The following is a 25038-nucleotide window of genomic DNA, read 5'->3' on the forward strand; positions in this document are numbered from 1 at the left end:
ATACTCGCGCCATGAGCAGCTATGACGTGGTCGACCTGATCCGCGCCAAACGGGACGGACGTCGGCTCGGCCCCGACGAGATCGACTGGCTGATCGCCGCCTACACCGCGGGCGAGGTGGCAGAGGAGCAGATGGCCGCGATGGCGATGGCGATCGTCTTCCGTGGCCTGGACGCCGCCGAACTCACCCGCTGGACGGAGGCGATGATCGACACCGGTGAGCGGATGTCGTTCGCCGGGCTGAACCGTCCGGTCGTCGACAAGCACTCCACCGGTGGGGTCGGCGACATGATCACCCTGCCGCTGGCCCCGATCGTCGCCGCATGCGGGGCCGCGGTCCCCCAGCTGTCCGGCCGTGGCCTGGGGCACACCGGCGGCACCCTGGACAAGCTGGAGGCGATTCCCGGCTGGAGCCCCGACGTCGAGCCCGGCGACCTGATCCGGTTGCTGGACGAGGTGGGCGCCGTCATCTGCGCACCCGGCCCCGGACTCGCGCCCGCCGACCGCAAGCTGTACGCGCTGCGCGACGTGACGGGCACAGTGGAGTCGATTCCACTGATCGCATCGTCGATCATGAGCAAGAAGATCGCCGAGGGCACCCCTGCGTTGGTGCTCGACGTGAAGACCGGCTCGGGCGCGTTCATGCGACAGCGCGAGCAGGCCGTCGAACTGGCCCGCACCATGGTCGGGCTGGGCCGGCGCTCCGGGGTCGCGACCGTGGCCCTGGTCACCAGCATGGCGATGCCGCTGGGCCGGGCCGCCGGCAACGCCGTCGAGGTCGCCCAGGCCGTCGAGGTGCTGAACGGGCGCGGGCCGTCCGACGTGGTCGAACTCACCCTGGCGCTGGCGCGGGAGATGCTCACCCTGGCCGGACTGGACGCCGATCCGGCCGAGGCCCTCGCCTCGGGCCGGGCGCTGCAGACGTGGCGGGCGATGATCCGCGGTCAGGGCGGCGACCCGGACGCCGCTCTGCCCCGCGCCCGCCACCAGCGGGTGATCGAGGCACCCCGGGACGGCTTCCTGACCCGCCTGGACGCCCTGGCAGTCGGCGTCGCGGCCTGGCGGCTGGGCGCCGGCCGGGCCCGTAAGGAGGACCCGGTGCAGGCCGCGGCCGGAGTGCTGTGGCACGCCGGGGTGGGAGAGCGGGTGCGGGCCGGGCAGCCGCTGTTCACCCTGCTCACCGATACCCCGGAGCGGTTCGACCGGGCCGCCCAGGCGCTCGAGGGTGGCTGGTCGGTGGGCGACGAGCCGGGCGAGCCGCAGCCGCTCCTGCTGGAGCGAATCGCCGGGTGACCCGATCGGGTGGTCAGCGGATCTTCCGGCACTCGACCCCGACCCGCACATCGCGCCGGGACAGGATCCGCCGGCGCGTCGGCCGGTCGGCACCCGGCGCGGCATGCGTCCGGGTGCCGGCGACTGCGCCGACGGTGCTGGTGCTGATGCTGGTGATGGTCATGTCTCCTCCTGGTTTCCAGGCTCTCTCTGAACCTGGAACCACTGTCCGAGGACGCCGTAAACGGGCCATAAACGACCTCGCGCGAAGCAGCCGAGGCATCGCCGCCCGTCCGTCCGCAGGGGCTCCGGAAGCAGGAAATTCACACCAGCCTAGAGGGTGCAGGAACGGGTCCCGGGGCGGACACGCTCGAAATAGTCACATCTACCAATACCTGACAGAGTGGCCGCGGGCAGCCTTCCCCCCGGCCTCGGTGCCCGACCCCACTGAGATCACTTTCGAGTTCTGTGAAAGGCCTGACACACCATGCTGAAGCTGACCGGTTCGCGTTCGTCGTCCACCCGCAAGATCACCTTCGCCCTGCCCGCCGACCACCCGGCCGGCAAGGTGTCCGTGGTGGGCAACTTCAACGACTGGACGCCGGGCACCGTGCCGCTGAAGAAGCGCTCCAACGGCACCATGAGTGCCACCGTCACCCTGCCGTCCGACTACATCGTCGCCTTCCGCTACCTCGGAGAGAACGGCCAGTGGTTCGACGATCGGGACGCCGACTTCGTGGACGCCGGCGCGAGCGTCATCCTGGCCCGGGCCTCCTGAGTCGTCCCCGAGAACCGTCCCCGCACCGCCGGCACCGGGACGCCGGTACGGCTCCGCCGGAGCGTCCCACCGACAACGGGGACAGTTCCGGCGATCCCGGCGATCCCGGCGGCGCGCTGGACGCGCGGGGTGCTGACCGAGGGCTGATCAGGCGATGACCTGCGTGCCCGGGACCGGTTCATGGGTGCACACTGGCGGTCGTGACATCGCAGGGCTCCACCGACCAGGGCTCGTCGCGCCGGCAGCCGCAGGCTGCGCGTCCGTCTCGTCGAGGCCGTGCCCCCCGACGCTGGACCGTCAAGCGCTGGGACGACGCCGCCGCCTGGCCGCTGGCCGTCGCAGCGGTGGCCTTCCTGGTCGCGTACTCGTGGGAGATCCTGGCCACCGACCTGTCACCCCGGCTGCGCCTGCTGCTGCAGGTGGTCGACTACGTCACCTGGGCGGTGTTCGCCGTCGACTACCTGGTGCGGGTGCTCCTGGCGAAGCGACGCGGCGAGTACTTCGTCCGGCACATCTTCGATCTGCTGATCGTGGTGCTGCCGCTGCTGCAACCGTTGCGGCTGCTGCGGCTGTTCGTGCTGCTGCGGTTCATCGAACGCCGGGCGGCCAGCTCACTGCAGGGCCGGGTCGCCTCCTACGTGGGGGTGTCCACGGTGCTGCTGCTCTACACCGGGGGGTTGGCCGAGTTTGCAGCAGAGCGCGATGTCGCGGGCGCCAACATCACCGACTTCGGCACGGCGTTGTGGTGGGCGCTGACCACCATCACCACGGTTGGTTACGGCGACCACTACCCGGTCTCGTTCGAGGGACGGCTGGTGGCGGCGGTGCTGATGATCGCCGGCGTGGCATTGATCGGCGTGGTCACGGCCACGGTCGCCGCCTGGCTGGTGCAGCGCGTATCGAGGCCCGGCCGGGCCGAGGACGAGGGCGAGACCTCGATCGCCGAACTGCGCGCCCAGGTGGCGGAGCTGACCGAAGCCGTCCGGCAGCTCAACGGCCCGCCACAGGGCACGGCACCGGGCCGGGACCCGCACGGGACGGCTCCATCGGCTGCCGGTTGACCACCAACCGGGCCGCGCGTGCCCGGTGCACCCGCAGGGCGCGCGGCTGATCGAACGCAGCCGGCTCGGCGTGGTCGATCTGACAGCCTCCCGTCGGGCGGCGACCTCAGCGATCCTGGCCGAGGCGACGGCGGTCGAACCAGTTGGCACCCCGGGCCCGGAACGTGCCCAGGCCGATCGAGCCGCGGGCGACGATCAGCGGATTGCCCCAGGACGCCTGATCGGGAACCTTGGAGACCACCGTGCCGAGGGTTTTGCTCAGCCGGTCACACTGCACTGCCCAGCCTTCGGGGACGATGACCAGCACCGTGGCGGCGCCGGGCAGCACCTCCAGGTCGATCACCTCGCTCGCGGCGACGGCCTGCAGACAGTCCAGCCGGACGGTGTCGGCCAGCGCCTGCACCCGCAGGAAAGGCGGCACCCGCCACGGGCCCGTCCGCTTGGCGCCGGTGAACCCGGCGTTCAGCACCAGCGGGTCGTTGGGCGAGAAGCCCGGCGGGGCGGACGACGGGGCGGCCGGCACCGCCGTCGGCGACAGCCCCGGGTAGGCCTCCACCTGCTGCAACAGCACCCGTTGCTCGGGCGCGGGCGGGCGCAGGTCCGCGAGCACCTGCTCCAGCTCGCCGTAGGTCCGGGCGGCCTGGGCGCCGGCGATGCGCTCGAAAAGCTCCTGCTCGGTGAGCTTGCCCTCGGCGGCGGCCCGGCGCAGTTCGACGATCGCGGCGTCCCGCTGGGCGTGGCCGACCCGCAGGTGAGCATGGGAGTCGGTCATGCGCCGATCTTAGATCGTCGGGGTCCCGCCTCCGGTTGGCGCCGCCTGACAACCCCCACCCCGCTGCCGCCCCACCCGGGCACGGCGCCCCCAGGGCTTGGACGCCGAGCCCTCAGTGGGCGGCGCTGCCGGCCGGCTGCCGGCCGGCGTCCAGGTAGTCCACCTCGAGCAGTTCGGCCGAGTCGTCGGCCGCCGAATCCCGCAGGAACCGGTTGATGCCCCAGCGGTAGGCGTCCACCAGGGCCTCCCAGCTGGCCTCGATGACGTTGGTGCCCACCCCCACCGTGGTCCACGTGCGGCGGCCGTCGGTGGTGTCGATCAGCACCCGCACGATGGCGTCCGTGCCGTGACCCTGGTCGAGGATGCGCACCCGGTAGTCGGTCAGCTCGTAGTCGTCGGCCACCGGATAGGCCTGCTTCAAGGCGGTGCGCAGGGCCAGGTCGAGGGCGTTGACGGGCCCGTGCCCGTCTGCCACGAAGGCGAGCGGCGTCCCGTCCACCCGCAGCTTGACCGTCGCCTCGGAGTCCCCGTCGGACTTCACCTCGTGTCCGGTCAGCACCCGCCAGGCGAGTACGTCGAAGTGTGTGTCGCCGAGGCCGAGTTCCTCACGCAGCAACAGTTCGAAGCTGGCGTCGGCGGACTCGTAGCTGTAGCCCTCCATCTCACGCTGCTTGACGATGTCGGTGATCCGGCCGGCCAGCTCGCGGTCGGACAGGTCGTAGCCGAGCTCGGAGCCCTTGAGCTGGATGTTGGCCCGGCCGGCCATGTCGGAGACCAGCATGCGCATGTCGTTGCCGACCAGTGTGGGGTCGATGTGCTGGTAGAGGTTGGCGTCCACCTTGATCGCCGAGGCGTGCAGTCCGGCCTTGTGCGCGAACGCGGACATGCCGACGTAGGGCTGCCGCGAGTTGGGCGGCACGTTGGTGATGCCGGCGATGGCGTGACTGATCCTGGTCGCCTCGCGCAGCGCGGTGTCGGGCACCAGAGACCAGCCGTACTTCAGCTGCAGGTTGGCGATCAACGTGATGATGTTGGCGTTGCCGGTGCGCTCGCCGTGCTCGTTGACTGTGCCCTGGATGTGCATCACGCCGGCGTCGACCGCGGCCAGGGTGTTCGCCACGGCGCAGCCCGTGTCGTTGTGGCAGTGGACGCCGAGGTCGACGCCGATCGCGCCGGCCGCGGTCACCACGTCGCCCATCTGGGACGGCAGCATGCCGCCGTTGGTGTCGCAGAGCACGACGACCTCGGCGCCGGCCTCGGCCGCGGTGCGGACGCACTCCAGCGCGTAGGAGGGGTTCAGCTTGTAGCCGTCGAAGAAGTGCTCGCAGTCCACGAATACCCGCCGGCCCGCGGCGACCAGGTGCTCGACGGTGTCCCGGATCATCCCCAGGTTCTCCTCGAGCGTGGTGTGCAGGGCTCGGTGGACGTGGCCGGCGTGGCTCTTGGCGACGATGCAGACGACCGGGGTGCGGGCGTCGATGAGGGCCTGGACGAGCGGATCGTCGGCGGCGGTGGCACCCACCCGGCGGGTGAAGCCGAAGGCGACCAGCTCGGCGTGGTGCAACTCGAGTTCGCCCTCGGCGGCCGCGGCGAAGAAGGCCGTGTCGTTGGGGTTGGCGCCCGGCCAGCCGCCCTCGATGAAGTCGACACCGAGTTCGTCCAGATGGACGGCGATGCGCAGCTTGTCGGCGACGGTCAGCCGCAGGCCCTCCTGCTGCGCGCCGTCGCGCAGCGTGGTGTCGAAGACGTGGAAGGTGTCCGGTGCAACGGGAAGACTCGACATTGATCCTCGATCGGTGGTGGTGCGGAGTTCAAGCGTCACTGCGACGCTACAACCAATCGAGTGTGCAACCGGGGACCGCGGCGAGCCAAGGGTCTCAGGCAATGAGATCCGCTTCCGCTGGCGGCGTCCCGCTGGCCGGAACCCTGGTGTTCACGCCTCGGAAGCGTCGGCGTGCGTCCACTGATTGGGATCTCTGAGACGGTTGCCGGGTCGCGGCAGTGCGGGTTGTCTGCGGAGGCTGCGCGGACTAGACAGGCGACATGGCCACGACCAACTACAAGGGCACCGACACCGCGACGGCCGGAGACCCGCCCGCCGTGGGGGCACCGCTGCCGCCGCTGACGCTGACCCGCGGCGACCTGTCCGAGTGCACCCTGGACGACTACGCGGGCCGCAAACTGGTGCTGAACATCTTCCCCAGCGTGGACACCCGCGTGTGCGGGCTGAGCGTGCGCCGCTTCAACGAGTTGGCGTCCGGGCTGGCGGACACCACGGTGCTGTGCATCTCGCAGGACCTGCCGTTCGCCCAGGCGCGCTTCTGCGGGGCCGAAGGCATCGAGAACGTGGTGATGGGTTCGGCCTTCCGCTCGTCGTTCGGCACCGACTACGGCCTGACCATGCTCGCTTCGCCGATGCGCGGCCTGCTGGCCCGGACGGTCATCGTCGCCGGCGTGGACGGCCTCGTGCGGCACGTCCAGATCACGCAGAGCGTGGGCGACGAGCCCGACTACGACGCCGCCGTCGCCGCCCTGGGCTGAACTCCGCTGCGGCTCGGCCGGCAGCCGGGACTCGCCCAACTACCGAGCGCTCGCCAACCTTCGCGAGCGCTCGGTAGTTGGGCGAGCCTGAAGGGACGCCGGGGCGGCACTGCGACGTATCAGCACCGTGGTAGCGGGCTGCGCACCGGCCCGCACCCCGTACTCTGACCGCCGTGCCCGTCCCCGTCGCCTCGTCGTCGACCGCGACGTCGGGCGCTCCGCTGCTGATGGTGGCGGCCGCCGTGCTCTTCGGGACGACGGGAACGGCGCAGGCGCTGGGCCCGGCGGGCATGGACCCGCTCAGCGTGGGCGCGGTCCGCCAGGCCAGCGGCGGGCTGATCCTGGCCGCCGTCGGCCTGATCGTCTGGTGGCGCCGCGAGGGCGTCCGGACGCCACGCCTCACCCCGAAGCTCGGCTGGGTGGTGCTGGGCGGGGCAGCGATCATGTCCTTCCAGGCGACGTTCTTCGCCGGCACCCTCGCCAACGGGGTTGCGGTCGGCACCGTGACAGCGCTGGGCTCCAGCCCGCTGTTCGCGGGCTTGTTCGAGTGGCTGAGCGGAAGCCGGCCCACGGGACGCTGGCTGGCGGCCACCGCGGTGGCGGTCGTGGGTCTGGTCCTGCTGTCCGGCGCGATCGGTGCCGCCCGGAGTCTCGACCCCGTCGGCCTGGCGTTGTCAATGGCCGCCGGCGCCTCCTACGCCGCCTACGCGGTGTGCGCCGCCACCCTGTTGCGCCGAGGCGTCCGGCCGGTGATCTCGACGGCGTCCATCCTCGGCGTGAGCGGGCTGATCGCCGCGGCCATCCTGCCGTCCACCGACCTCGGCTGGCTGGCCGAACCCCGCGGCGTGGCGATGGCGGCCTGGCTGGGACCGGTCACGGTGGTCGCCGCATATCTGTTGATGGGGACGGCACTGAGGACGCTGACCGCGGCATCGGCGGTCACCCTCGGCCTGGCCGAACCGATCACCGCGGCCGGCCTGGGCGTGATCGTCCTGGGCGAAACCCTCAGTGGCGGGCAGTGGCTGGGGCTGGCCACGGTGCTCGTCGGCGTCCTCATCGCCGGGACGGGCGGGCGCCGGACGCCCTCGGCTCCCCCACCGCCCCCCGCCCGGCCAACGCTCGCCTGACCATGTGGGCGAGCCTCAGGGCAGACCGGAAGGCCACCGGGCGGCGACGGCGGGCGGGTGTGGCGTCACACCACCCGACGCAGCCAGCCGTGGGTGTCCTCGGCGCGGCCGTACTGGATGTCGAGAACGGCCGACCGCAGCTGCATGGTCCGCTCCCCTGGTTCGCTGCCGACGACGTGGTTCCCGTCCTTCGACCGGAACTCCGCCACCGGGGTGAGGACGGCGGCCGTCCCGCAGGCGAACGCCTCGACGATGTCTCCGGAGTCGACCCGGTCGAAGATCTCGGCCAGGGTGATCGTCCGGGCCACCGGACGCAGGCCGAGGTCGGCGGCCACCGTCAGGATCGAGTCGCGGGTGACGCCCTCCAGGATCGTGCCGGTCAGGGCCGGGGTGATCAGTTCCCCGTCGGCGGTGATCACCCCGATGTTCATGCCGCCGAGCTCCTCGGTGTTCACCCCACTGCCCGCATCGGCGAACAACACCTGCGAGCAGCCGTTGTCGGCCGCCTCCTGCTGCGCGAGCAGCGACGAGGCGTAGTTGCCGCCGCACTTCGCGGCCCCGGTGCCACCCTTGCCCGCGCGGCTGTACTCGTCGGTGTACCAGATGTTGACCGGCTTCACTCCGCCGGCGAAGTAGGGGCCGACCGGGGAGGCGATCACGGCGTAGCTGACCCGATGCGCGGCCCGGACGCCGAGGAAGGCCTCGTTGCCGAACATGAACGGGCGCAGGTACAGGCTCGCCTCGCCGCCCCCGGCGTCCGGCACCCACGCGGCGTCCACCCTGACCAGTTGTTCCAGAGAGGTGAGGAAGTCCTGCACGGGCAGCGCGGGCAGCGCCAGCCGGCGTGCCGAGGCGATCATCCGTTGGGCGTTACGCTCGGGCCGGAACAACCAGATCGAGCCGTCGGCGTGCCGATACGCCTTCAGTCCCTCGAACACCTCTTGGGCGTAGTGCAGCACCGCGCTGGCCGGGTCGAGCTCGAAGGGCCGGTACGGGACCACCGCGTCGCCACTCCACCCCTCGCCGATGCACCAGGTCGCCACCGCCATGTGATCGGTGAAGTGGACGCCGAAGCCGGGGTCGGCGTGGATCGTGGCGATCGTGTCGGGCGTGGACGGGGTGCTCGTGGGCGTCAGCGGGAAGGTCAGCGGCATGGGCAGGACAATACTCGTGTGCCTGGGGCCCGCCACGCGAAGGATTATGAGACTCACGGTTCGCGTGCTGGACGGCTGCCTAGGGTGACGGGGTGGCTCAGAACATCGCTGTCATCCCCGGAGACGGGATCGGTCCCGAGGTCGTCACCGAAGGCCTGAAGGTGCTCACCGCAACCGTCGGCGCCGACGCCTTCGACTTCACCCACTACGACCTGGGCGCCGAGCGCTGGCAGCGCACCGGCGAGGTGCTCCCGGACTCGGTGCTGGACGAGCTGGCCCGGGCCGACGCGTTGATCCTCGGCGCGGTGGGCGCGGCGCCCGGCTCGACGGCGATCCCGTCCGGCCTGCTGGAGCGCGGCCTACTGCTCAAGCTGCGGTTCGCCTTCGACCACTACGTGAACCTGCGACCCTCCAAGCTCTACCCCGGCGTCGTCACCCCCCTGTCGGACGCCGTGGTCGCCCGCGGCCCGATCGACTTCGTCGTCGTGCGCGAAGGCACCGAGGGCCTGTACTGCGGCGTCGGCGGCTCGATGCAGACCGGCACCGAGTTCGAGGTCGCCAACGAGGTCAGCGTGAACACCGCCCGCGGTGTCGAGCGGGTCGTCACCGACGCCTTCGAGCGGGCCATGCGGCGCCGCAGGAAGGTCACCCTGGTGCACAAGCACAACGTGCTGGTGAACGCCGGCGGGCTGTGGAACCGGATCTTCACCGCGGTCGCCGCCCGATATCCCGAGGTGACAACCGACTACCTGCACGTCGACGCCACCATGATCATGCTGGTTCAGGATCCGCAGCGCTTCGATGTGATCGTCACCGACAACCTGTTCGGCGACATCGTCACCGACCTGGCCGCGGCAGTCACCGGCGGCATCGGGTTGGCCGCCTCGGCCAACATCAACCCGTCGGGGGCGTTCCCGTCCATGTTCGAACCCGTCCACGGCTCGGCCCCGGACATCGCCGGGCAGGGCATCGCCGATCCGACCGCCACGATCAGTTCCATGGCCCTGCTGCTGGCCCATCTGGGACGCCACGAGGACGCCGCACGGATCGACGCCGCGGTGGACGCCGACGTGGCCGAGCGCGGTGGCGCGAAGCGCTCCACCACCGAGGTCGGCGACGCGATCGTCGCCCGGCTCGGCTGAGAGCCTGCCCGCCTGAGTTGAGATTCCGGCGTCCGCCGGATGACGGGAAGCGCCGGGTCTCCCACGTCATCCCGGGCTTGCCCCGGGATCCGGGCTGGGGTCTCCCCGCTCGACCGGCGATTCGCCGGATGACCGACGCTCAGGCGTCCGCGCCGCGCGGCGTCCAGAAGACGCGGGGTTCTGCGAACAGCGCACCGCGCGCCCACCAGACCAACTCGATCAGCGCCGCCCCGGCCAGGCCGGCGAACAGTCCGGTGGACATCGCCGCGGCGTTGCCGACGTCGAGCAGGAACAGCGACTGGGTGAACGGCCAGCTGAAGATCAACAGGTAGGCCAGCGCCGAGGCCAGCACCAGCGCCACCTTCCACCACCGGTACGGACGGGCCACGACGGCCAGCACCCAGGTGGCGGCCACGATCATGCAGGCCAGGGTTGCCGTGCTCGCCTGCCGCATCGCCACCTCCCCGGCGCCCGAGGGCGGCATCACCAGCAGGTAGGTGACGAAGGTCAACACTCCGACGATCACGCCGGCCGGCACGCCCAGGCGCAGCACCCGCTGCACGAAGCCGGGTCGCGCCCGCTCGCTGTTCGGGGCCAACGACAACAGGAACGCGGGTATCCCGATGGTGAACCAGCCGGTGATCGTGATGTGGATCGGCAGGAACGGGAAGGGCACCCGCCACAGCACGACCAGCAGGGCCAGCAGCGCCGAATAGATGGTCTTGGTGAGGAAGAGGTTGGCGACCCGCTCGATGTTGCCGATCACCCGGCGCCCCTCGGCCACCACGTGCGGCAGGGTGGCGAAGCGGTCGTCGAGCAGCACGATCTTGGCGACCGCCCGGGTGGCCGACGCCCCCGACCCCATCGCCACCCCCAGATCGGCGTCCTTGAGGGCCAGCACGTCGTTCACGCCGTCGCCGGTCATGGCCACGACGTGACCGCGGGACTGCAGGGCGGCGACCATCGCCCGCTTCTGATGCGGCGTGACCCGTCCGAACACGTCGGTGTCGTTCACTGCGCTCGCGAACCCCTCGGGGTCCTCCGGCAGGGTGCGAGCATCGACCGCCGTGCCGGACACCACCCCCAGCGAGCGGGTCACGGCGCCCACCGACGCGGCGTTGTCACCGGAGATCACCTTCAGCCCGACGCCCTGGCCGGTGAAGTACGCCAGGGTCTCGGCGGCGTCCGGCCTGATCAGCTGGTTGAGCACGATCAACGCCTGGGCGGTGACCGCGCCGGGGGCGTCGGGGTCGTCGACCGGGTGCTGCGCCGTCCCGACCAGCAGCACCCGCAGGCCCGAGGACGCGATCCGCTCCGCCTCGGACGCCACGGACTCGCCCTGCTCGGCCAGCACGTCCGGGGCCCCGATCACCCAGCTGACCGGTGCGCCGTCCGGGCCGACGAAGGTGCTGCCCGACCACTTCTTGGCCGACGTGAACGGCGCCTTGGCGAGCACCGGCCACGCCGGATCGGGGGCGCCCACCGCCTCGGCGATGGCCCGCATCGACGCATTGGGTCGGGGATCGCTGGCCGCCAACTGGCGCAACGCGGTCCGCACCGCGTCCTCGTCCGCCCCCGCGGCCGGCCGCAACTCGCCGAACGTCATGCCGTTCTCGGTGAGGGTGCCGGTCTTGTCGGCGCAGACCACATCGACCCGGGCCAGGCCCTCGATGGCCGGCAGCTCCTGGACCAGGCAGTTGCGCCTTCCCAGCCGGATGACGCCCAGCGCGAACGCCACGGCGGTGAGCAGCACCAGCCCCTCGGGCACCATCGGCACCAACGCCCCGGCCATCGCCAGGATGGCCCGGCGCCAGTCCTCGCCGGCGTGGCTGAGTTGCACCCAGACCGTCGCCAGGCCGACCGGCACCAGCACCCAGGTGATCACCCGCAGAATACTGTTGATGCCCTTGGTGAGTTCGGACCTGACCAGGCTGAAACGGGCCGCCTCGGCGGTCAGCTGCGCGGCGTAGGACGCGCCCCCGACCTTGGTCGCCCGGAAGCAGCCGCTGCCGGAGACCACGAAGCTGCCCGACATCACCTCGTCGCCGGCCTGCTTCGGCTCGGGATCGGCCTCGCCGGTCAGCAGCGACTCGTCGACCTCCAGGTAGTCGGCCTCGATCAGCTCGCCGTCGACCACGACCTGATCGCCGGGGCCGACCTCGACCAGGTCGTCGAGCACGATCTCCTCCCGGCCGTACTCGCGGGCGACGCCGTCGCGGCGGATCCGGGGCCGGGCCTCGCCGACCACGGCCAGGCTGTCGAGGGTGCGCTTGGCGCGCAGCTCCTGGACGATGCCGATCACGGAGTTGGCGATGATCAGCAGGCCGAAGGCGCCGTTGATCCACGAGCCGGTGCTCAGCACGAGCACCAGCAGGACGGCCAGGATCGCGTTGATGCGGGTGAACACGTTGGCGCGGACGATCTCGGCGGTGCTGCGTCCCGAGCGCGGCGGCAGGTCGTTGCGTTGGCCGCGGGCGACCCGCTCGGCCACCTGCTGAGCGGTCAGCCCGGGGTCGGCGGGCCGCGTCTGCGTGGTCACGCGGCCAGCTTGCCACACCGTCCCGCGCCCTCCCCAGGCACCGCCGGCTGGAAGCGCGGCGGACGTGTCCCAAGGCGTCATCGGTCGGTGTCGCGGCCCCAGGTCGGCTGCTCGTACGAGACGTCCACACCGGACGCCGCCAGTAGCGTGCTGACGCGTCGCAACTCGTCCTCACTGGGCAGTTCGTCGGTGACGCGCAGGTACTCGGCCCCGACGTCCACCCGCTCGGCCGGGACGAGGCCGGCGCTGACGATCCGGTCGGCCAGCTCGGCGATCTCCTCCACGCTCAGCCGGCGGCGCAGCACGGCCAGCAGCGGCACGTAGTCCGCTTCGGGGATGCCGTGCGGATAGCCGCCCTTCAACCAGTTGACGACCCGCTCGATACGCGACAACACGGGACTGCTCCTCAACCCTGCGGTGGTTCCGCCGAACCGGTGGCCCCCGCCTGCCGGCGGGCGCCGCGGGGGGTGCGGCGGCGGTCGGTCACGTCCGTCGTGGAGCCGCGGCTGTGACGATCGTTTCGTCGCCGGTCGCCCGGCGGCGTCCGATCATTCGGCTCACTTCTTCGCGAACGTCGGAATGACGTTGTCAAAGGATACGTGATAGCCCAGGCCCGACGACACGATGATCGTGATCCCGGCGGCGATCACGGCGAGCACGAGCGCGAAGCACAGGTACGCGACCACGGTGAGCGCCGGGCGGCCGGGCCGGTGGTCGACCTCAGCGGCGCCGCCGCTGCCGAGCGCCAGGGCCCGGACGCCGAACGCGAACAGTGCCGGCAGGCCGGCGCCCACCAGGACGGAGATGACCACCACCTGGCCGAGCGCGTTGCCGAACAGTTGGAACATGACGGCCTCCTCAGGCCTTGACCGGGACGGGGACGGGTGCCACCGATGCGCCCGGGGTGGCCTCGGGATGCCAGTCGGCGTTGACGTTGCCGGCGTGGACGGCGGTGCGGCGCGAGTGCAGCATCATCCAGCCGGTCAGTCCGACCAGCGCGGCGAACACGATCAGGACGCCGGCGTAGCCCCCGATGCCGTTGCCGACGAAGTAGCAGGCGGCGCCGACGAGGCCGGCCGCGGGGAGGGTGATGAACCAGGCCAGCACCATCCGCAACGCGACGCCCCAGCGGACGTCGGCACCCTTGCGGCCCAGGCCCGAGCCGAGGATCGAACCGGTCGCGACATGGGTGGTGGACAGGGCGAAGCCGAGGTGGCTGGAGGTGAGGATGACCGCGGCCGAGGACGCCTCTGCCGCCATCCCCTGCGGGGAGGAGATCTCGACCAGGCCCTTGCCCAGGGTGCGGATGATCCGCCAGCCGCCGGTGTAGGTGCCGGCCGCGATCGCCAGCGCGCAGACCACCTTCACCCACAGCGGGACGCTGGTGGTGTCGGTCCACGTGCCGTAGGCGATCAGGGCGAGGGTGATGACGCCCATGGTCTTCTGGGCGTCGTTCGTGCCGTGCGCCAGCGAGACCAGCGACGCCGTCCCGATCTGTCCCCAGCGGAAGCCTCCTTCGGCGTAGCGGGTGGCCACACCGGCGGTGATCCGGTAGACGAGCCAGGTGCCGATGGTCGCCACCAGGGCGGCGACGACCGGCGAGGCGAAGGCGGGCAGGATGACCTTGCCGAACACGCCGTCGAGCTTGGAGCCGTCGCCCATCCAGTTCACCCCGCCGAGCCCCAGCGCCGCCAGGGTCGAACCGATCAGGCCGCCGAACAGCGCATGGGAGGAACTCGAGGGCAGGCCCAGCAGCCAGGTCAGCAGATTCCACAGGATGCCGCCGATCAGCCCACAGAAGACGATCATCAGCAGCGCGTGGCCGTTGTTGGCGAGGAACTCGGACTTGGGGGCGCCGGATGAGTCCTGGATCCTGATCACCGCGTTGGTGACGGTCAGCGCCACTTCGACCGACAGGAACGCGCCGACGAGGTTGAGGACCGCGGACAACGCGACAGCGGCCTTGGGCTTGAGGGCACCGGTTGCGATCGAGGTCGCCATCGCGTTGCCCGTGTCGTGAAAGCCATTGGTGAAGTCGAACGCAATGGCCGTGCCGATGACCAGGATCAGCAGGAGTAACTCGAGTGTCACGCGCTCAGCGTCGAGCCCCAGGATTAACGGGCGCTGTGGACCAGGTGAACAGAAGGTGTACAACCGCTGTGGTTCGGCAGAATTCCGGCCGCGCTCGGCGTCACTGCAGTGGGCCGCGCGGCCTGAAATGGGGACGGTTCCATTTCAGGCCAAACTCAGCCGGGTGGCCGGGGCGCCCCGGCCACTGCCACGAGGGCATCGCGGTTGACGCAGGAGCTCGGCCCGGTGGCCTGAATCGAACCGTCCCCGATTCAGGCCAATCTCAGATGGCAGATCGGGACGCCCGGGTCGTGGCCTGAAATGGAACCGTCCCCACAACGGGCCGAGATGCAGAACGGGCGCGCACCCCCTCGTGGGGAGTGGCGCCCGTTCCCGTGCGTCCCGGTGGTTGCGGGACGCAGGCTCACTCAGCGTGCGGCGGTGCCTTCGACGTAGTCGTCGTCGTGGCTCTTCACCCACGCCATCAACTTGCGCAGCTCGCGGCCGGTGGCCTCGATCGGGTGCGCCTCGCCCTCGGCGCGCAGCCTGGCGAACTCCGGCGCGCCGGCGTCCTGGTCGTCGATGAACCGCTTGGCGAACGCGCCCGACTGGACGTCTGCGAGCACCGCCTGCATGTTCTTCTTGACCTGGGCGTCGATCACCCGCGGACCCGACACGTAGTCGCCGAACTCCGCGGTGTCCGAGACGCTCCAGCGCTGCTTGGCGATGCCGCCCTCGTACATCAGGTCGACGATCAGCTTCAGCTCGTGCAGGCACTCGAAGTAGGCCACCTCGGGCTGGTAGCCCGCCTCGGTGAGCACCTCGAAGCCGGTCTGCACCAGCTTGGAGACGCCACCGCACAGCACCGCCTGCTCACCGAACAGGTCGGTCTCGGTCTCCTCGGTGAAGGTGGTCTTGATGCCGCCCGCCCGCAGCCCGCCGATCGCCTTCGCGTAGGACAGCGCCAGCGGCCAGGCCTCGCCCGAGGCGTCCACCTCGACCGCGACGATCACCGGGACGCCACGGCCCTCGGAGTACTCGCGGCGCACCAGGTGCCCCGGGCCCTTCGGGGCCACCATGCAGACGTCGACACCGGGCGGCGGGGTGATGTAGCCGAAGCGGATGTTGAACCCGTGCGCGAAGAACAGCGCGTCGCCCTCCTGCAGGTTGGGCGCGATCTCCTCGGCGTAGATCGTCCGCTGGTACTGGTCCGGCGCCAGGATCATGATGACGTCGGCCTCGGCGGCGGCGTCCGCCACGCTCAGCACCCGCAGCCCCTCGGCCTCGGCCTTCGCCGCCGACTTCGACCCGGGCCGCAGGCCGACCCGCACGTCGACCCCCGAATCGCGCAGCGACAACGCGTGCGCATGACCCTGGGAGCCGTAGCCGATCACCGCGACCACCCGGTTGGTGATCACCGACAGGTCGGCGTCGTCGTCGTAGAACATCTCTGCCATGGGTGTCTTCTTCCTTACCTAGTTGTTGCGCACTGGCGTGCGGATCTTGTCTGACTTGGAACGGTCGGTGAGCGACTTGCTGCCCCGGCCGAGCGCGACGAGGCCGGACTGGACGAGCTCGCGCACCCCGTACGGACGCAGCATCTCGAGCAGCGCCTCGAGCTTGTCGGGCGAACCGGTGGCCTCGATCGTCAGCGACTCGTTCTGGACGTCGACGGTCTTGCCCCGGAACAGCTGGACGATCTCGATGATCTGGCTGCGGGTGGCGGGATCGGCCTTGAGCTTGATCAGCACCAGCTCGCGGCGCACCGCGTTGTCCTCGAGTTCGACGATCTTGAGCACCTCGACCAACTTGTTCAGCTGCTTGGTGATCTGCTCGAGGAACTGCTGGTTGAGGACGCCGACCTGCAGGGTGATCCGGGACAGCTCGGGCCGCTCGGTAGGGCCGACCGCCAGGGACTCGATGTTGTAACCGCGTCGCGCGAACAGGCCGGCGATCCGGGCCAGGACGCCCGGCTTGTTCTCCACCAGCACGCTCAACGTGTGCGTGTTCACAGTTCTTCGTCCTCCCAGTCGGGCGCCAGGTCCTTGGCGATCTTGATGTCGTCGTTGCTGGTGCCGGCGGCCACCATCGGCCACACCATCGCATCCTTGTGCACCACGAACTCGACCACGACCGGCCGGTCGGTGATGGACAGCGCCTTGTTGATCACGGCGTCCACCTCGGAGGGATGCTCGGCGCGCAGGCCCACCGCCCCCATCGCCTCGGCCAGCTTCTGGAAGTCCGGCACCCGCAGCGTCTTGAGGTCGGTGTTGGAGTAGCGCTGGCCGTAGAACAGCGTCTGCCACTGCCGCACCATGCCCAGGCTCTGGTTGTTGATCACCGCGATCTTGATCGGGATGCCCTCCAGCGCACAGGTGACCAGCTCCTGATTGGTCATCTGGAAGCAGCCGTCGCCGTCGATGCCCCACACGATCGCGTCGGGGGCACCCACCTGGGCCCCCATCGCGGCCGGCACGCAGTAGCCCATCGTTCCCGCGCCGCCGGAGTTGAGCCAGCGACCCGCCTTCTCGAACGGCAGCAGGTGCGCCGACCACATCTGGTGCTGGCCCACGCCCGCGGCGTAGAAGGCGTCCGGTCCGGTCAACTCGCCAATGCGCTTGATCACGTACTCGGGCGAGAGCATGCCCTCGTGGGTGGGCTCGGTCGGCACCTGGTACTTGGCCTTGATGGCCCCCAGGTAGCGCCGCCACGCCACGTAGTCGGGCAGGTCGGCGCCCCGCAGGACGCCGTTCAGTTCGGCGATCACGTTGCGGACGTCGCCGACGATCGGCACGTCGGCCAGCCGGTTCTTGCTGATCTCGGCCGGGTCGATGTCGGCGTGGATGACCTTGGCGCCGGGCGCGAAGCTGTCCAGCCTGCCGGTCACCCGGTCGTCGAAGCGGGTGCCCAGTGCGATCAGCAGATCGGCCCGCTGCAGCGCGCCCACCGCCGCGACGGTGCCGTGCATGCCCGGCATGCCCATGTTCAACTCGTGGCTGTCGGGGACGGCGCCGCGCGCCATCAGGGTGGTCACCACGGGGATGCCGGTGATCTCCACCAGCTTCGCCAGCTCGTCGGCCGCGCCGGCCTTGATCACGCCGCCGCCGATGTAGAGCACCGGGCGACTCGCCTCGGCGATCAGCCGGGCGGCCTCGCGGATCTGCTTGACGTGCGGCTGGGTGACCGGGTGGTAGCCGGGCAGGTCGATGGTCTCGGGCCAGACGAACGGCGCTGCGGTGGCCAGGGCGTCCTTGGCGATGTCGACCAGCACCGGCCCGGGGCGTCCGGTCTTGGCGATGTGGAAGGCCGCCGCGATCGCGGCGGGGATGTCCTCGGCCTTGGTGATCAGGAAGCTGTGCTTGGTGATGGGGAACGTGATGCCCCGGATGTCCGCCTCCTGGAAGGCGTCGGTGCCGATCGAACTGCTGCCGACCTGGCCGGTGACGGCGACGATCGGAACCGAATCCATGTAGGCGTCGGCGATGGCCGTGACCAGGTTGGTCGCGCCGGGGCCGGAGGTCGCCATGCAGACGCCGACCTTGCCGGTGGCCAGCGCGTAGCCCTCGGCGGCGTGCCCCGCGCCCTGCTCGTGGCGCACCAGGATGTGCCGGATCAGCTTCGACTGGGCGAGCGGGTCGTAGGCCGGCAGGATCGCGCCGCCGGGGATGCCGAAGATGACCTCTACCCCCACCCGCTCCAGGGACTCGACGAGGGCTTCGGCCCCGGTCAGCATCGGTGGCGCAATGGTCTCGGTCATCGTGACCCCTTTCTGGATACGGGTTGGCGGGTTCCCTGCATGAAAAAACCCCCGCTGCGTCGGCAGGCGAGGGTGCGTGTCGGTCGACTAATCGGCGTCGGCTGACACGCTCACGAAAGTACGAGGAAGAAAATCCGCACGAGGACAGTTTTGGCCGCGCCCCGCCGGGGTGTCAACCTCGCCGCGCCCATTTCCAGGATGTGGACGCCGCGTCCACCCCTCGGCCCGGCTTGCTGGGCGGACCGGACGGTCCCGGCAACGCCGCACCATTGCCCGAACGCACCCGGATGCCCGGGCCGGCCGCCGGATCCCGCGGGGCGCCGCTCGTTCCGCCGGCGCGACTAGGTCAGGAAGCGCCCACCCAGGCCGTGGGCGGCGTCGGCGATCCGGTGGGCCAGTTCGACGTCGAGCTGGGTCACGCCACCCTTGGAGTGGGTGCTGAGCCGCCAGTATGTGGTGCGCCACCGGATATCGATGTCGGGGTGGTGGTTCGTCGCCTCGGCGTCGGCGGCGACGGCGTCCACCAGGGCGATCGCGGCCGGGAAGTCGGGTGCCTCCACCGACGCCACCAGGGCGTCCCCCTCACGGGACCAGCCGGGCAGGTCGGTCAGTTGGCGGGTGATCTCGTCGTCGTCGAGGAGTCGGCTCATGCCGCCATTGTGCTCCCCGACCCGGTTCCCTCCCCCGCCCGGCCCGGCGCACTCGACCTCTGGTCACGACTCGGCGTCCGCCTGGCCGCCAACGGTTGTGCCCGGCGCCGCATCCGGGTGACCATGTCCGGATCCGTCCCCCGAAGGTGAACACCATGTCGCGAGCCGCAGCGGTCCCTCCCGTCCGACCCCGCCCCGAGAGCCGGGGCCGGCCCCGCCGGTGGGCGTCCGCACTGGCCGGCCTGTGTCTCGTGGCCGCCGGACTGGACGCCGCAACCCCGCCCGCGCGGGCCGACGAGGCGGTCACCCCGGTCAACTCCTATCTGGTGATCACCGGCTCCGGGTGGGGACACGGCATCGGCATGTCCCAGTACGGCGCCTACGGCGCAGCGGTGGCCGGGCTCAGCTACCGAGAGATTCTCGCGTTCTACTACCCGGGCACGACCCTCGCATCACTCAAGGCGGGCAACACGATCAAGGTCTGGGTCAGCGCCGACACCGACTCGATGCTGAACGTGGTGCCCGAGAAGGGGCTTCGGGTCCGCGACTCGGCCGGCGCGAAGGCCACCCTGCCCACCGGGTCGAGATACCGGCAGTGGCGGATCGTGCGGTCCGGCTCGAAGCGGGTGCTGCAGTACTACAGCACGGCGGGCGTGTGGGTGAGGAAGACGGTCGCGCTCGACTCGGGTCGGGTGTGGAGCTTCGACAACCCGACCCGGGCGATCGTGAAGCTGCGGCTGCCCGGCGGCGGCAACCGGGACTATCGCGGGTCGGTGGCGCTGCGCTTCTACGGCTCGGGCGCGCGCACGGTGAACACCGTGCCGATGGAGGACTACCTGCGCGGCGTCGTCCCCAGCGAGATGCCGACCGAGTGGGCGAAGGCCGCGGTACAGGCTCAGTCCGTCGCGGCGAGGTCGTACGCGGCGCGCTTCCAGGCGAACCCGCAGCTGTCGATCTACGACCTGTGCGACACCATCTCGTGCCAGGTGTACCAGGGGCAGGATTACGAAACATCGGGCGGAAACGCAGCGGTCGCGGCGACGGCCGACCGCATCCTCAAGGCGGGTTCGGCTATCGCGCTGACCATGTTCTCCTCGAGCAACGGCGGGCACACGGCGTCCGGGGGGACGTCGTACCTGGTGGCCAAACCCGATCCCTACGACGGCCGGATGAAGAACCAGAAATGGTCGACCTGGTTCTCCTCGACCGCGGTCGAGCAGCGTTACCCGGCCGTCGGCAGTCTGCGCAGCGTCAGGGTGTCGGCCCGGGACGGCGCGGGCGCGTGGGGCGGCCGGGCCGAGACGGTGGTGATCACGGGCAGCCGCGGCACGGTCAGCGTCAGCGGCGCGGCGTTCCGGGCCGCCTTCGGCCTGCGCGAGCGGTTGTTCGCGGTGTACGGCGGGCTCAAGCCGGGCACCGGCAACCACGAACGCTGGCAGGGCGAGCTGGGCGGTACCACCGGACGCCTCGGCGGGCCGAGCGCCAGCGAGGTGAAGGTGGCCGGCGGGCTGTTCGCCCCCTTCGAGGAAGGCGAACTGTACTGGTCGAAGGCGACCGGGTCGCGTCGGCTGTCCGGACGGGCGGCGTCCGTGTACCGCTCGGCGGGCGGTCCGGCCGGTACCCTGGGCTTCCCGACCGCCGACGTGAAGAAGACCAGCACCGGCACCCTGTCGAGGTTTCAGCACGGAACGATCACCTGCCTGACCGGCGGTGGCTGCACCGTGCGGGTGAGCTGACCGCCGGCGTCCGCGGGTCGCCCCCGGCGCGCGCGTGCGGTCAGTGAGTGAGGGCCGCCTGAACCTCGTCGAGGTCGTCGGCGGCGCCCCGATCGAACAGGGTGCGCAGGCCGGCGTCGTCTGCGTAGCGGGGCACCAGGTGCACGTGCAGGTGGAAGATCTCCTGCCCGGCCACCGCGCCGGAGCTGGAGAGCATGTTGAGGCCGTCGGCCGCCAGCCTGTCGGCCAGCAGCCGGGCGGTGGCGCTGATCGCCGGCGCGATCTCGGTCAGCACCTCACCGGCGGCCAGCAGGTCATCGACGTGACGCCTGGGGATGACCAGCGTGTGGCCCCGCTTCCACGGGTTGATGTCGAGAAAGGCGATCGCGTGATCGTCGGCATAGACCTGGCGCGACGGGATCTCGCCGGCGACGATCGAGCAGAACAGGCAGGCCATGTCCCGCAATCTAGCGCCACTCCCCCGACCGCGACGGCGGTGATGAAGCGGGCCGGGCCGATGATCCGACCCATCGCCGCGAGCGGCCCCAGCTCGCCGCCGGCACCGACCTCAGCATCGTCGCCAGCGGTGCGCCTAGGAGACCCACCGGTCGGCGCTGCTCGAGCAGCGGTTGCAGCCGATGATCCCTGCCCTCGACCCGCATTCTGGGCAGCGTGCTGCCCGACGACGTGAACGACCTGGGTCCGGCCGCCGGCTGAGGGTTCGGCCCGGACTCGTCCCTCGACCAGCGCACGCTGGTCATTCCCGGGCTTACCCCGGGGATCTCTGCCCGCCGTGGGCGCACGAGTGCGATCCCGGCGTCGCCGGGATGACGAGGGCCGGTTCTCGTCCTACCCGGCGACGAGCCGGCGCACCGGGAAGCCGGCCTCGGCCAGGGCGTCCTTCACCTCGGCGATGCTCAGCGTGCCGTAGTGGAAGACCGACGCCGCGAGTACGGCGTCCGCCCCGGCCCGGGCGGCGTCCACGAAGTGCTGCACGGCGCCGGCTCCCCCGGAGGCGATCACCGGGACGTCGACCACCGCGCGCACCGCTTCGATCATCGGCAGGTCGAAGCCGTTGGTGGTGCCGTCGGCGTCCATCGAGTTGAGCAGGATCTCCCCCGCCCCACGGTCGACGGCCTCACGGACCCACTCCAGGGCGTCCAGGCCGGCCGACGCGCGTCCGCCGTGGGTGGTCACTCCGTAGCCGGACGGCTGCCCCGCCTCGCGCCGGGCATCCAGGGAGAGCACCAGCACCTGGTTGCCGAAGCGTTCGGCGATCTCGTCGATGGCACCCGGCCGGTTGATCGCGCCGGTGTTGATGCCGACCTTGTCGGCGCCGGTGCGCAGCAGCGTGTCGACGTCGGCCACCGAGCGCACTCCCCCGCCGACACACAGCGGGATGAACACCGTCTCGGCGGTTCGGCGGACCATGTCGTGGGTGGTCTCGCGGCCCTGGTGCGAGGCGGAGATGTCGAGGAACGTGAGCTCGTCGGCACCCGCCTCACCGTAGGTCGCGGCCAGCTCGACCGGGTCGCCTGCGTCGCGCAGGTTGAGGAAGTTGACGCCCTTTACCACCCGGCCGTCGTGGACGTCCAGGCACGGGATGACGCGGATCGCGACGCTCATGGGCGTCAGCGTAATGGTGCGTCCTGCCCCCGGATGCCCGCCGGCCGGCCGTGGGCGCATGGCCTCGCCCGGCCCCCCGCTGTGAGGTCAGTCCTCCAACGGGGCCGCATCCACCACCCCGCGCCGCACCCGGTCGATCACCTCGCGGCAGGTCGTGCGCAGTTCTCCGGCGCCGGCCGCCTGGCCGAGCTGGCCGGCGAAGTCGACCACCTGCCTGGCCCAGCGGACGAAGTCGCCCGCGGTCAGCCCCGAGGCGTCCAGCACGTCACCCAGCGGCTCACCGGCGGCCCACGCGTGGATCGGCTCGGCGAAGCCGATGTCGGGTTCCGGTCCACGCTCCAGGCGGTGGTCCCGTTCGGTCAGTCCCACCTCGCGCCAGACCCTGCGCACCTGGGTCTGGGCCGCCTCGCTGGCCCGGTCGGGCATCCGGGGTGGCCGTTGGTGCTTGTCACCGCCACGGGACTCGAACACCAGCGACGACAGCACGGCGGCCAGCTGCGGTGCGGACAGGCCGTCGAACACCCCGGCCCGGAGGCACTCGGCGCTGACCAGGTCGAGTTCGGAGTAGATGCGGGCCAGCATCCGGCCGGCGTCGGTGACCCGATCGCCGCCCTCGGCGAGGTAACCCAGCGACTCCAGCACCGAGCAGATCCGGTCGAACTTCACCGCGATCGTGTTCGTGCGCCGATCGGCCTGCCGCTGCAACCCGGCGCTCTCCCGCTCGAGCCGCAGCGCCTGCTCCGCCCAGCGGGCGTGCTCCTCGCGATCGGGGCAGTCGTGACACGGGTGCGCCGACAGCCGGCGGCGCAGCTCGGCGATCCGATCGGCCGCATCGGCGTCCATCGCCGCCGCGTCGGGTCGGGGTGCGGTGAGGTCGATCTGGGCCAGCTTCGACCGGAAGGCCGCCGACAGATTGCGCCGGGACGCCGGCTGCCGCGGATCGAAGTGTTTCGGTATCCGCATCCGGCCGGCGACCAGCGGCGGCGTCGGGAAGTCGGCGCTGGACAGCCGTTTGAGCTGCCGCTGCTCGGTCATCACCAGGGGGTGCGGGTCGCCCTTCGCCAACCCCGGGTCGACGACGACCGCCCAGCCGCCGTGCCGCCCGGACGGCACCTGCAGGATGTCGCCCGGCCTCAGTTCCAGCAGCACGCTCATCGCCTCGGCACGCCGGTCCGCCTTGCGGTTGCGGGCGGCGTCCGCCTCGATGGCCGAGATCTCGGCGCGCAGCCGGGCGTACTCGGCGAAATCGCCGCGGTCGCAGTGCGCCTGCCGCAGGTAGCCTGCGACGCGTTCGTTGTTGCGGGCGATCGTGCGGGCCAGCCCGACGACGCCCCGGTCGGACTGGTACTGGGCGAAGGACTGTTCCAGCAGCACCCGGGCACGCTCGCGGCCCACCGCACCGACCAGGTTGACCGCCATGTTGTAGGTGGGCGCGAACGACGAGCGCAGTGGGTAGGTACGGGTCGACGCGAGCCCGGCCACCGCGCGGGGATCCATGCCGGTCTGCCACAGCACCACGGCGTGACCCTCGATGTCGATGCCGCGCCGGCCCGCGCGTCCGGTCAGCTGGGTGAACTCGCCGGGGGTGATCGGGACGTGGCCCTCGCCGTTGTACTTGACCAGCCGTTCCAACACCACGCTGCGGGCCGGCATGTTGATGCCCAGCGCCAGGGTCTCGGTGGCGAACACGACCTTCACCAGGCCACGGACGAAGCCCTCCTCGACGCACTCCTTCAGTGCCGGCAGCAGGCCGGCGTGGTGGGCGGCGATGCCGTTGCGCAGCGCGGCGAGGAAGGTGCCATAGCCGAGCACGGCCAGATCGGCCTGGTTGAGTCCGGCGGTGTGCCGCCCCGCGATCTCCTCCAGTTCGCGTCGCTCGGCCGGCGTGGTGAGCCGCAGTCCCGAGTGCATCAACTGACCGACGGCGGCGTCGCAGCCGGCCCGGCTGAAGATGAAGTGGATGGCGGGCAGCAGCCCCTCGGCGTCCAACCGCTCGACGGTGGCGTCCCGCCGCGGAATGAGCGTCGAGCGCGGCCGGCGCTGCTCGATCCTGTTGCGCACCTTGCGGCTGCGCAGCTTGCGCGAATCGTCGCGGACGCCCCGCGACTCCTCCTTGGCCAGCCGCAACAGCTCCGGGTTGACGTCGGCGTTCGCACCCACGGTGGGTTGGGTGGTCGGCGCATCGCCGGCGAACAGGTCGTAGATCCGCCGGCCGGCCATCACGTGCTGGAACAGCGGCACCGGACGCCGCTCGGACACCACGATCCGGACGTTGCCGCGCACCTCGTCGAGCCAGGCGCCGAACTCTTCGGCGTTGCTCACGGTGGCCGACAGCGACACCACCTGCACCGACTCGGCCAGCGAGATGATGACCTCCTCCCACACCGCCCCGCGGAACCGGTCGGCCAGGTAGTGCACCTCGTCCATCACGACGAAGCCGAGCCGCCGCAGCGTCGGCGAGTTGGCGTAGATCATGTTGCGCAGCACCTCGGTGGTCATCACCACCACGTCGGCCTCGCCGTTGATCGAGGTGTCACCGGTCAGCAGCCCGACGCGGTCGGCGCCGTAGCGGTCGGCCAGGTCGTGGAACTTCTGGTTGCTCAGCGCCTTGATCGGGGTGGTGTAGAAGCACTTGGTGCCGCGCTCCAGCGCGAGGTGGACGGCGAACTCGCCGACCACCGTCTTGCCCGCCCCGGTGGGTGCCGCGACGAGGACCCCGGAGCCCGCCTCGACGTGGCGGCACGCCTCGACCTGGTAGGAGTCGAGGGGGAAGTCGTAGCCGGCGGCGAAGCCGGACAGGGTGTCGGACGCGATGCTCATCGCGGCCAACCTACC

22 protein-coding genes are annotated in these 25038 nt (G+C 71.0%); 7 read left to right on the forward strand and 15 right to left on the reverse strand.

Annotation, left to right across the window (positions count from 1 at the left end; all coding sequences use genetic code 11):
- Positions 1–11 precede the first annotated feature (11 nt).
- On the forward strand, positions 12–1292 hold the full coding sequence (locus tag OIE40_RS07865; RefSeq protein WP_264701641.1) for a thymidine phosphorylase: 1281 nt from the start codon (positions 12–14) through the stop codon (positions 1290–1292).
- A gap of 13 nt (positions 1293–1305) precedes the next feature.
- Here OIE40_RS07865 and OIE40_RS07870 read toward each other — a convergent pair whose 3' ends face one another.
- Entirely contained in the window at positions 1306–1455 is a 150-nt protein-coding gene (locus tag OIE40_RS07870; RefSeq protein ID WP_264701642.1) for a hypothetical protein, read from the reverse strand.
- Positions 1456–1758: 303 nt separating this feature from the next.
- Here OIE40_RS07870 and OIE40_RS07875 point away from each other — a divergent pair, with 303 nt between their 5' ends.
- Positions 1759–2049 (forward strand): isoamylase early set domain-containing protein, encoded by a 291-nt coding sequence (locus tag OIE40_RS07875; RefSeq protein WP_264701643.1) that lies wholly within the window; start codon positions 1759–1761, stop codon positions 2047–2049.
- 200 nt (positions 2050–2249) lie between these two features.
- Positions 2250–3110, forward strand: coding sequence for a potassium channel family protein (locus tag OIE40_RS16930; RefSeq protein ID WP_319805214.1), 861 nt, complete (start codon positions 2250–2252; stop codon positions 3108–3110).
- A gap of 106 nt (positions 3111–3216) precedes the next feature.
- On the opposite strand, the gene OIE40_RS07885 is transcribed toward OIE40_RS16930, so the two are convergent.
- Positions 3217–3882 (reverse strand): DUF1707 SHOCT-like domain-containing protein, encoded by a 666-nt coding sequence (locus tag OIE40_RS07885; RefSeq protein WP_264701644.1) that lies wholly within the window; start codon positions 3880–3882, stop codon positions 3217–3219.
- A 112-nt stretch (positions 3883–3994) separates the two neighbouring features.
- Positions 3995–5665, reverse strand: a complete 1671-nt coding sequence (gene cimA / locus OIE40_RS07890) for a citramalate synthase (RefSeq protein WP_264701645.1) — start codon at positions 5663–5665, stop codon at positions 3995–3997.
- 260 nt (positions 5666–5925) lie between these two features.
- On the opposite strand from cimA, the gene tpx reads away from it, so the two are divergent.
- Both tpx and OIE40_RS07900 read left to right on the forward strand, forming a co-directional pair.
- Complete coding sequence (tpx, locus tag OIE40_RS07895) at positions 5926–6423, forward strand: thiol peroxidase (RefSeq protein WP_264701646.1); 498 nt, start codon at positions 5926–5928, stop codon at positions 6421–6423.
- Between the two features lie 173 nt (positions 6424–6596).
- Positions 6597–7550 (forward strand): DMT family transporter, encoded by a 954-nt coding sequence (locus OIE40_RS07900; RefSeq protein WP_264701647.1) that lies wholly within the window; start codon positions 6597–6599, stop codon positions 7548–7550.
- A 65-nt stretch (positions 7551–7615) separates the two neighbouring features.
- Here the strand turns inward: OIE40_RS07900 and OIE40_RS07905 are convergent, their stop codons facing one another.
- Positions 7616–8704, reverse strand: a complete 1089-nt coding sequence (locus OIE40_RS07905) for a branched-chain amino acid aminotransferase (RefSeq protein ID WP_264701648.1) — start codon at positions 8702–8704, stop codon at positions 7616–7618.
- A gap of 92 nt (positions 8705–8796) precedes the next feature.
- Between OIE40_RS07905 and OIE40_RS07910 the strand changes: the two genes are divergently transcribed.
- Entirely contained in the window at positions 8797–9846 is a 1050-nt protein-coding gene (locus tag OIE40_RS07910) for a 3-isopropylmalate dehydrogenase (RefSeq protein WP_264701649.1), read from the forward strand.
- Between the two features lie 139 nt (positions 9847–9985).
- Here the strand turns inward: OIE40_RS07910 and OIE40_RS07915 are convergent, their stop codons facing one another.
- From OIE40_RS07915 to OIE40_RS07950, 8 genes are all read right to left on the reverse strand, one after another.
- The gene (locus tag OIE40_RS07915) at positions 9986–12385 is read right to left on the reverse strand and encodes a cation-translocating P-type ATPase (RefSeq protein ID WP_264701650.1); all 2400 of its coding nucleotides are present in this window, start codon (positions 12383–12385) and stop codon (positions 9986–9988) included.
- A gap of 77 nt (positions 12386–12462) precedes the next feature.
- Positions 12463–12780 (reverse strand): DUF3349 domain-containing protein, encoded by a 318-nt coding sequence (locus tag OIE40_RS07920; RefSeq protein ID WP_264701651.1) that lies wholly within the window; start codon positions 12778–12780, stop codon positions 12463–12465.
- A 162-nt stretch (positions 12781–12942) separates the two neighbouring features.
- Positions 12943–13233 (reverse strand): hypothetical protein, encoded by a 291-nt coding sequence (locus OIE40_RS07925; protein ID WP_264701652.1) that lies wholly within the window; start codon positions 13231–13233, stop codon positions 12943–12945.
- Positions 13234–13243: 10 nt separating this feature from the next.
- Positions 13244–14476 carry an inorganic phosphate transporter gene (locus OIE40_RS07930; RefSeq protein WP_264701653.1) on the reverse strand — a complete coding sequence of 411 codons (1233 nt, stop codon included), beginning with the start codon at positions 14474–14476 and terminating at the stop codon, positions 13244–13246.
- A 407-nt stretch (positions 14477–14883) separates the two neighbouring features.
- Positions 14884–15912 carry a ketol-acid reductoisomerase gene (gene ilvC, locus OIE40_RS07935; RefSeq protein ID WP_264701654.1) on the reverse strand — a complete coding sequence of 343 codons (1029 nt, stop codon included), beginning with the start codon at positions 15910–15912 and terminating at the stop codon, positions 14884–14886.
- An 18-nt stretch (positions 15913–15930) separates the two neighbouring features.
- Positions 15931–16467, reverse strand: a complete 537-nt coding sequence (ilvN, locus tag OIE40_RS07940; protein WP_264701655.1) for an acetolactate synthase small subunit — start codon at positions 16465–16467, stop codon at positions 15931–15933.
- A complete protein-coding gene (locus tag OIE40_RS07945) occupies positions 16464–18212 on the reverse strand; it encodes an acetolactate synthase large subunit (RefSeq protein ID WP_264701656.1) in 1749 nt (582 codons plus the stop codon). The genes ilvN and OIE40_RS07945 overlap by 4 nt, the downstream gene beginning before the upstream one ends.
- Before the next feature lie 341 nt (positions 18213–18553).
- A complete protein-coding gene (locus tag OIE40_RS07950; RefSeq protein WP_264701657.1) occupies positions 18554–18862 on the reverse strand; it encodes a 4a-hydroxytetrahydrobiopterin dehydratase in 309 nt (102 codons plus the stop codon).
- Between the two features lie 251 nt (positions 18863–19113).
- Here OIE40_RS07950 and OIE40_RS07955 point away from each other — a divergent pair, with 251 nt between their 5' ends.
- On the forward strand, positions 19114–20598 hold the full coding sequence (locus OIE40_RS07955) for a SpoIID/LytB domain-containing protein (protein ID WP_264701658.1): 1485 nt from the start codon (positions 19114–19116) through the stop codon (positions 20596–20598).
- A 40-nt stretch (positions 20599–20638) separates the two neighbouring features.
- Here the strand turns inward: OIE40_RS07955 and OIE40_RS07960 are convergent, their stop codons facing one another.
- The 3 genes from OIE40_RS07960 to OIE40_RS07970 all read right to left on the reverse strand — a co-directional run bounded on the left by OIE40_RS07960 (position 20639) and on the right by OIE40_RS07970 (position 25023).
- A complete protein-coding gene (locus OIE40_RS07960) occupies positions 20639–21034 on the reverse strand; it encodes an HIT family protein (protein WP_264701659.1) in 396 nt (131 codons plus the stop codon).
- A 392-nt stretch (positions 21035–21426) separates the two neighbouring features.
- Positions 21427–22203 (reverse strand): imidazole glycerol phosphate synthase subunit HisF, encoded by a 777-nt coding sequence (gene hisF, locus OIE40_RS07965; RefSeq protein ID WP_264701660.1) that lies wholly within the window; start codon positions 22201–22203, stop codon positions 21427–21429.
- 87 nt (positions 22204–22290) lie between these two features.
- Positions 22291–25023, reverse strand: a complete 2733-nt coding sequence (locus OIE40_RS07970) for a DEAD/DEAH box helicase (protein ID WP_264701661.1) — start codon at positions 25021–25023, stop codon at positions 22291–22293.
- Positions 25024–25038: the final 15 nt, after the last annotated feature.

Source organism: Micropruina sonneratiae (assembly GCF_025972045.1).
Classification (GTDB): Bacteria; Actinomycetota; Actinomycetes; order Propionibacteriales; family Propionibacteriaceae; genus Micropruina; species Micropruina sonneratiae.

What these genes read in the sequence shown, in the direction of transcription:
- OIE40_RS07865 (WP_264701641.1), top strand. Translation starts at nt 12, where the DNA reads ATGAGCAGCTATGACGTGGTCGACCTGATCCGCGCCAAACGGGACGGA.
- OIE40_RS07870 (WP_264701642.1), bottom strand. Translation starts at nt 1,455, where the DNA reads ATGACCATCACCAGCATCAGCACCAGCACCGTCGGCGCAGTCGCCGGC.
- OIE40_RS07875 (WP_264701643.1), top strand. Translation starts at nt 1,759, where the DNA reads ATGCTGAAGCTGACCGGTTCGCGTTCGTCGTCCACCCGCAAGATCACC.
- OIE40_RS07885 (WP_264701644.1), bottom strand. Translation starts at nt 3,882, where the DNA reads ATGACCGACTCCCATGCTCACCTGCGGGTCGGCCACGCCCAGCGGGAC.
- cimA (WP_264701645.1), bottom strand. Translation starts at nt 5,665, where the DNA reads ATGTCGAGTCTTCCCGTTGCACCGGACACCTTCCACGTCTTCGACACC.
- tpx (WP_264701646.1), top strand. Translation starts at nt 5,926, where the DNA reads ATGGCCACGACCAACTACAAGGGCACCGACACCGCGACGGCCGGAGAC.
- OIE40_RS07905 (WP_264701648.1), bottom strand. Translation starts at nt 8,704, where the DNA reads ATGCCGCTGACCTTCCCGCTGACGCCCACGAGCACCCCGTCCACGCCC.
- OIE40_RS07925 (WP_264701652.1), bottom strand. Translation starts at nt 13,233, where the DNA reads ATGTTCCAACTGTTCGGCAACGCGCTCGGCCAGGTGGTGGTCATCTCC.
- ilvC (WP_264701654.1), bottom strand. Translation starts at nt 15,912, where the DNA reads ATGGCAGAGATGTTCTACGACGACGACGCCGACCTGTCGGTGATCACC.
- OIE40_RS07945 (WP_264701656.1), bottom strand. Translation starts at nt 18,212, where the DNA reads ATGACCGAGACCATTGCGCCACCGATGCTGACCGGGGCCGAAGCCCTC.
- OIE40_RS07950 (WP_264701657.1), bottom strand. Translation starts at nt 18,862, where the DNA reads ATGAGCCGACTCCTCGACGACGACGAGATCACCCGCCAACTGACCGAC.
- OIE40_RS07960 (WP_264701659.1), bottom strand. Translation starts at nt 21,034, where the DNA reads ATGGCCTGCCTGTTCTGCTCGATCGTCGCCGGCGAGATCCCGTCGCGC.
- hisF (WP_264701660.1), bottom strand. Translation starts at nt 22,203, where the DNA reads ATGAGCGTCGCGATCCGCGTCATCCCGTGCCTGGACGTCCACGACGGC.
- OIE40_RS07970 (WP_264701661.1), bottom strand. Translation starts at nt 25,023, where the DNA reads ATGAGCATCGCGTCCGACACCCTGTCCGGCTTCGCCGCCGGCTACGAC.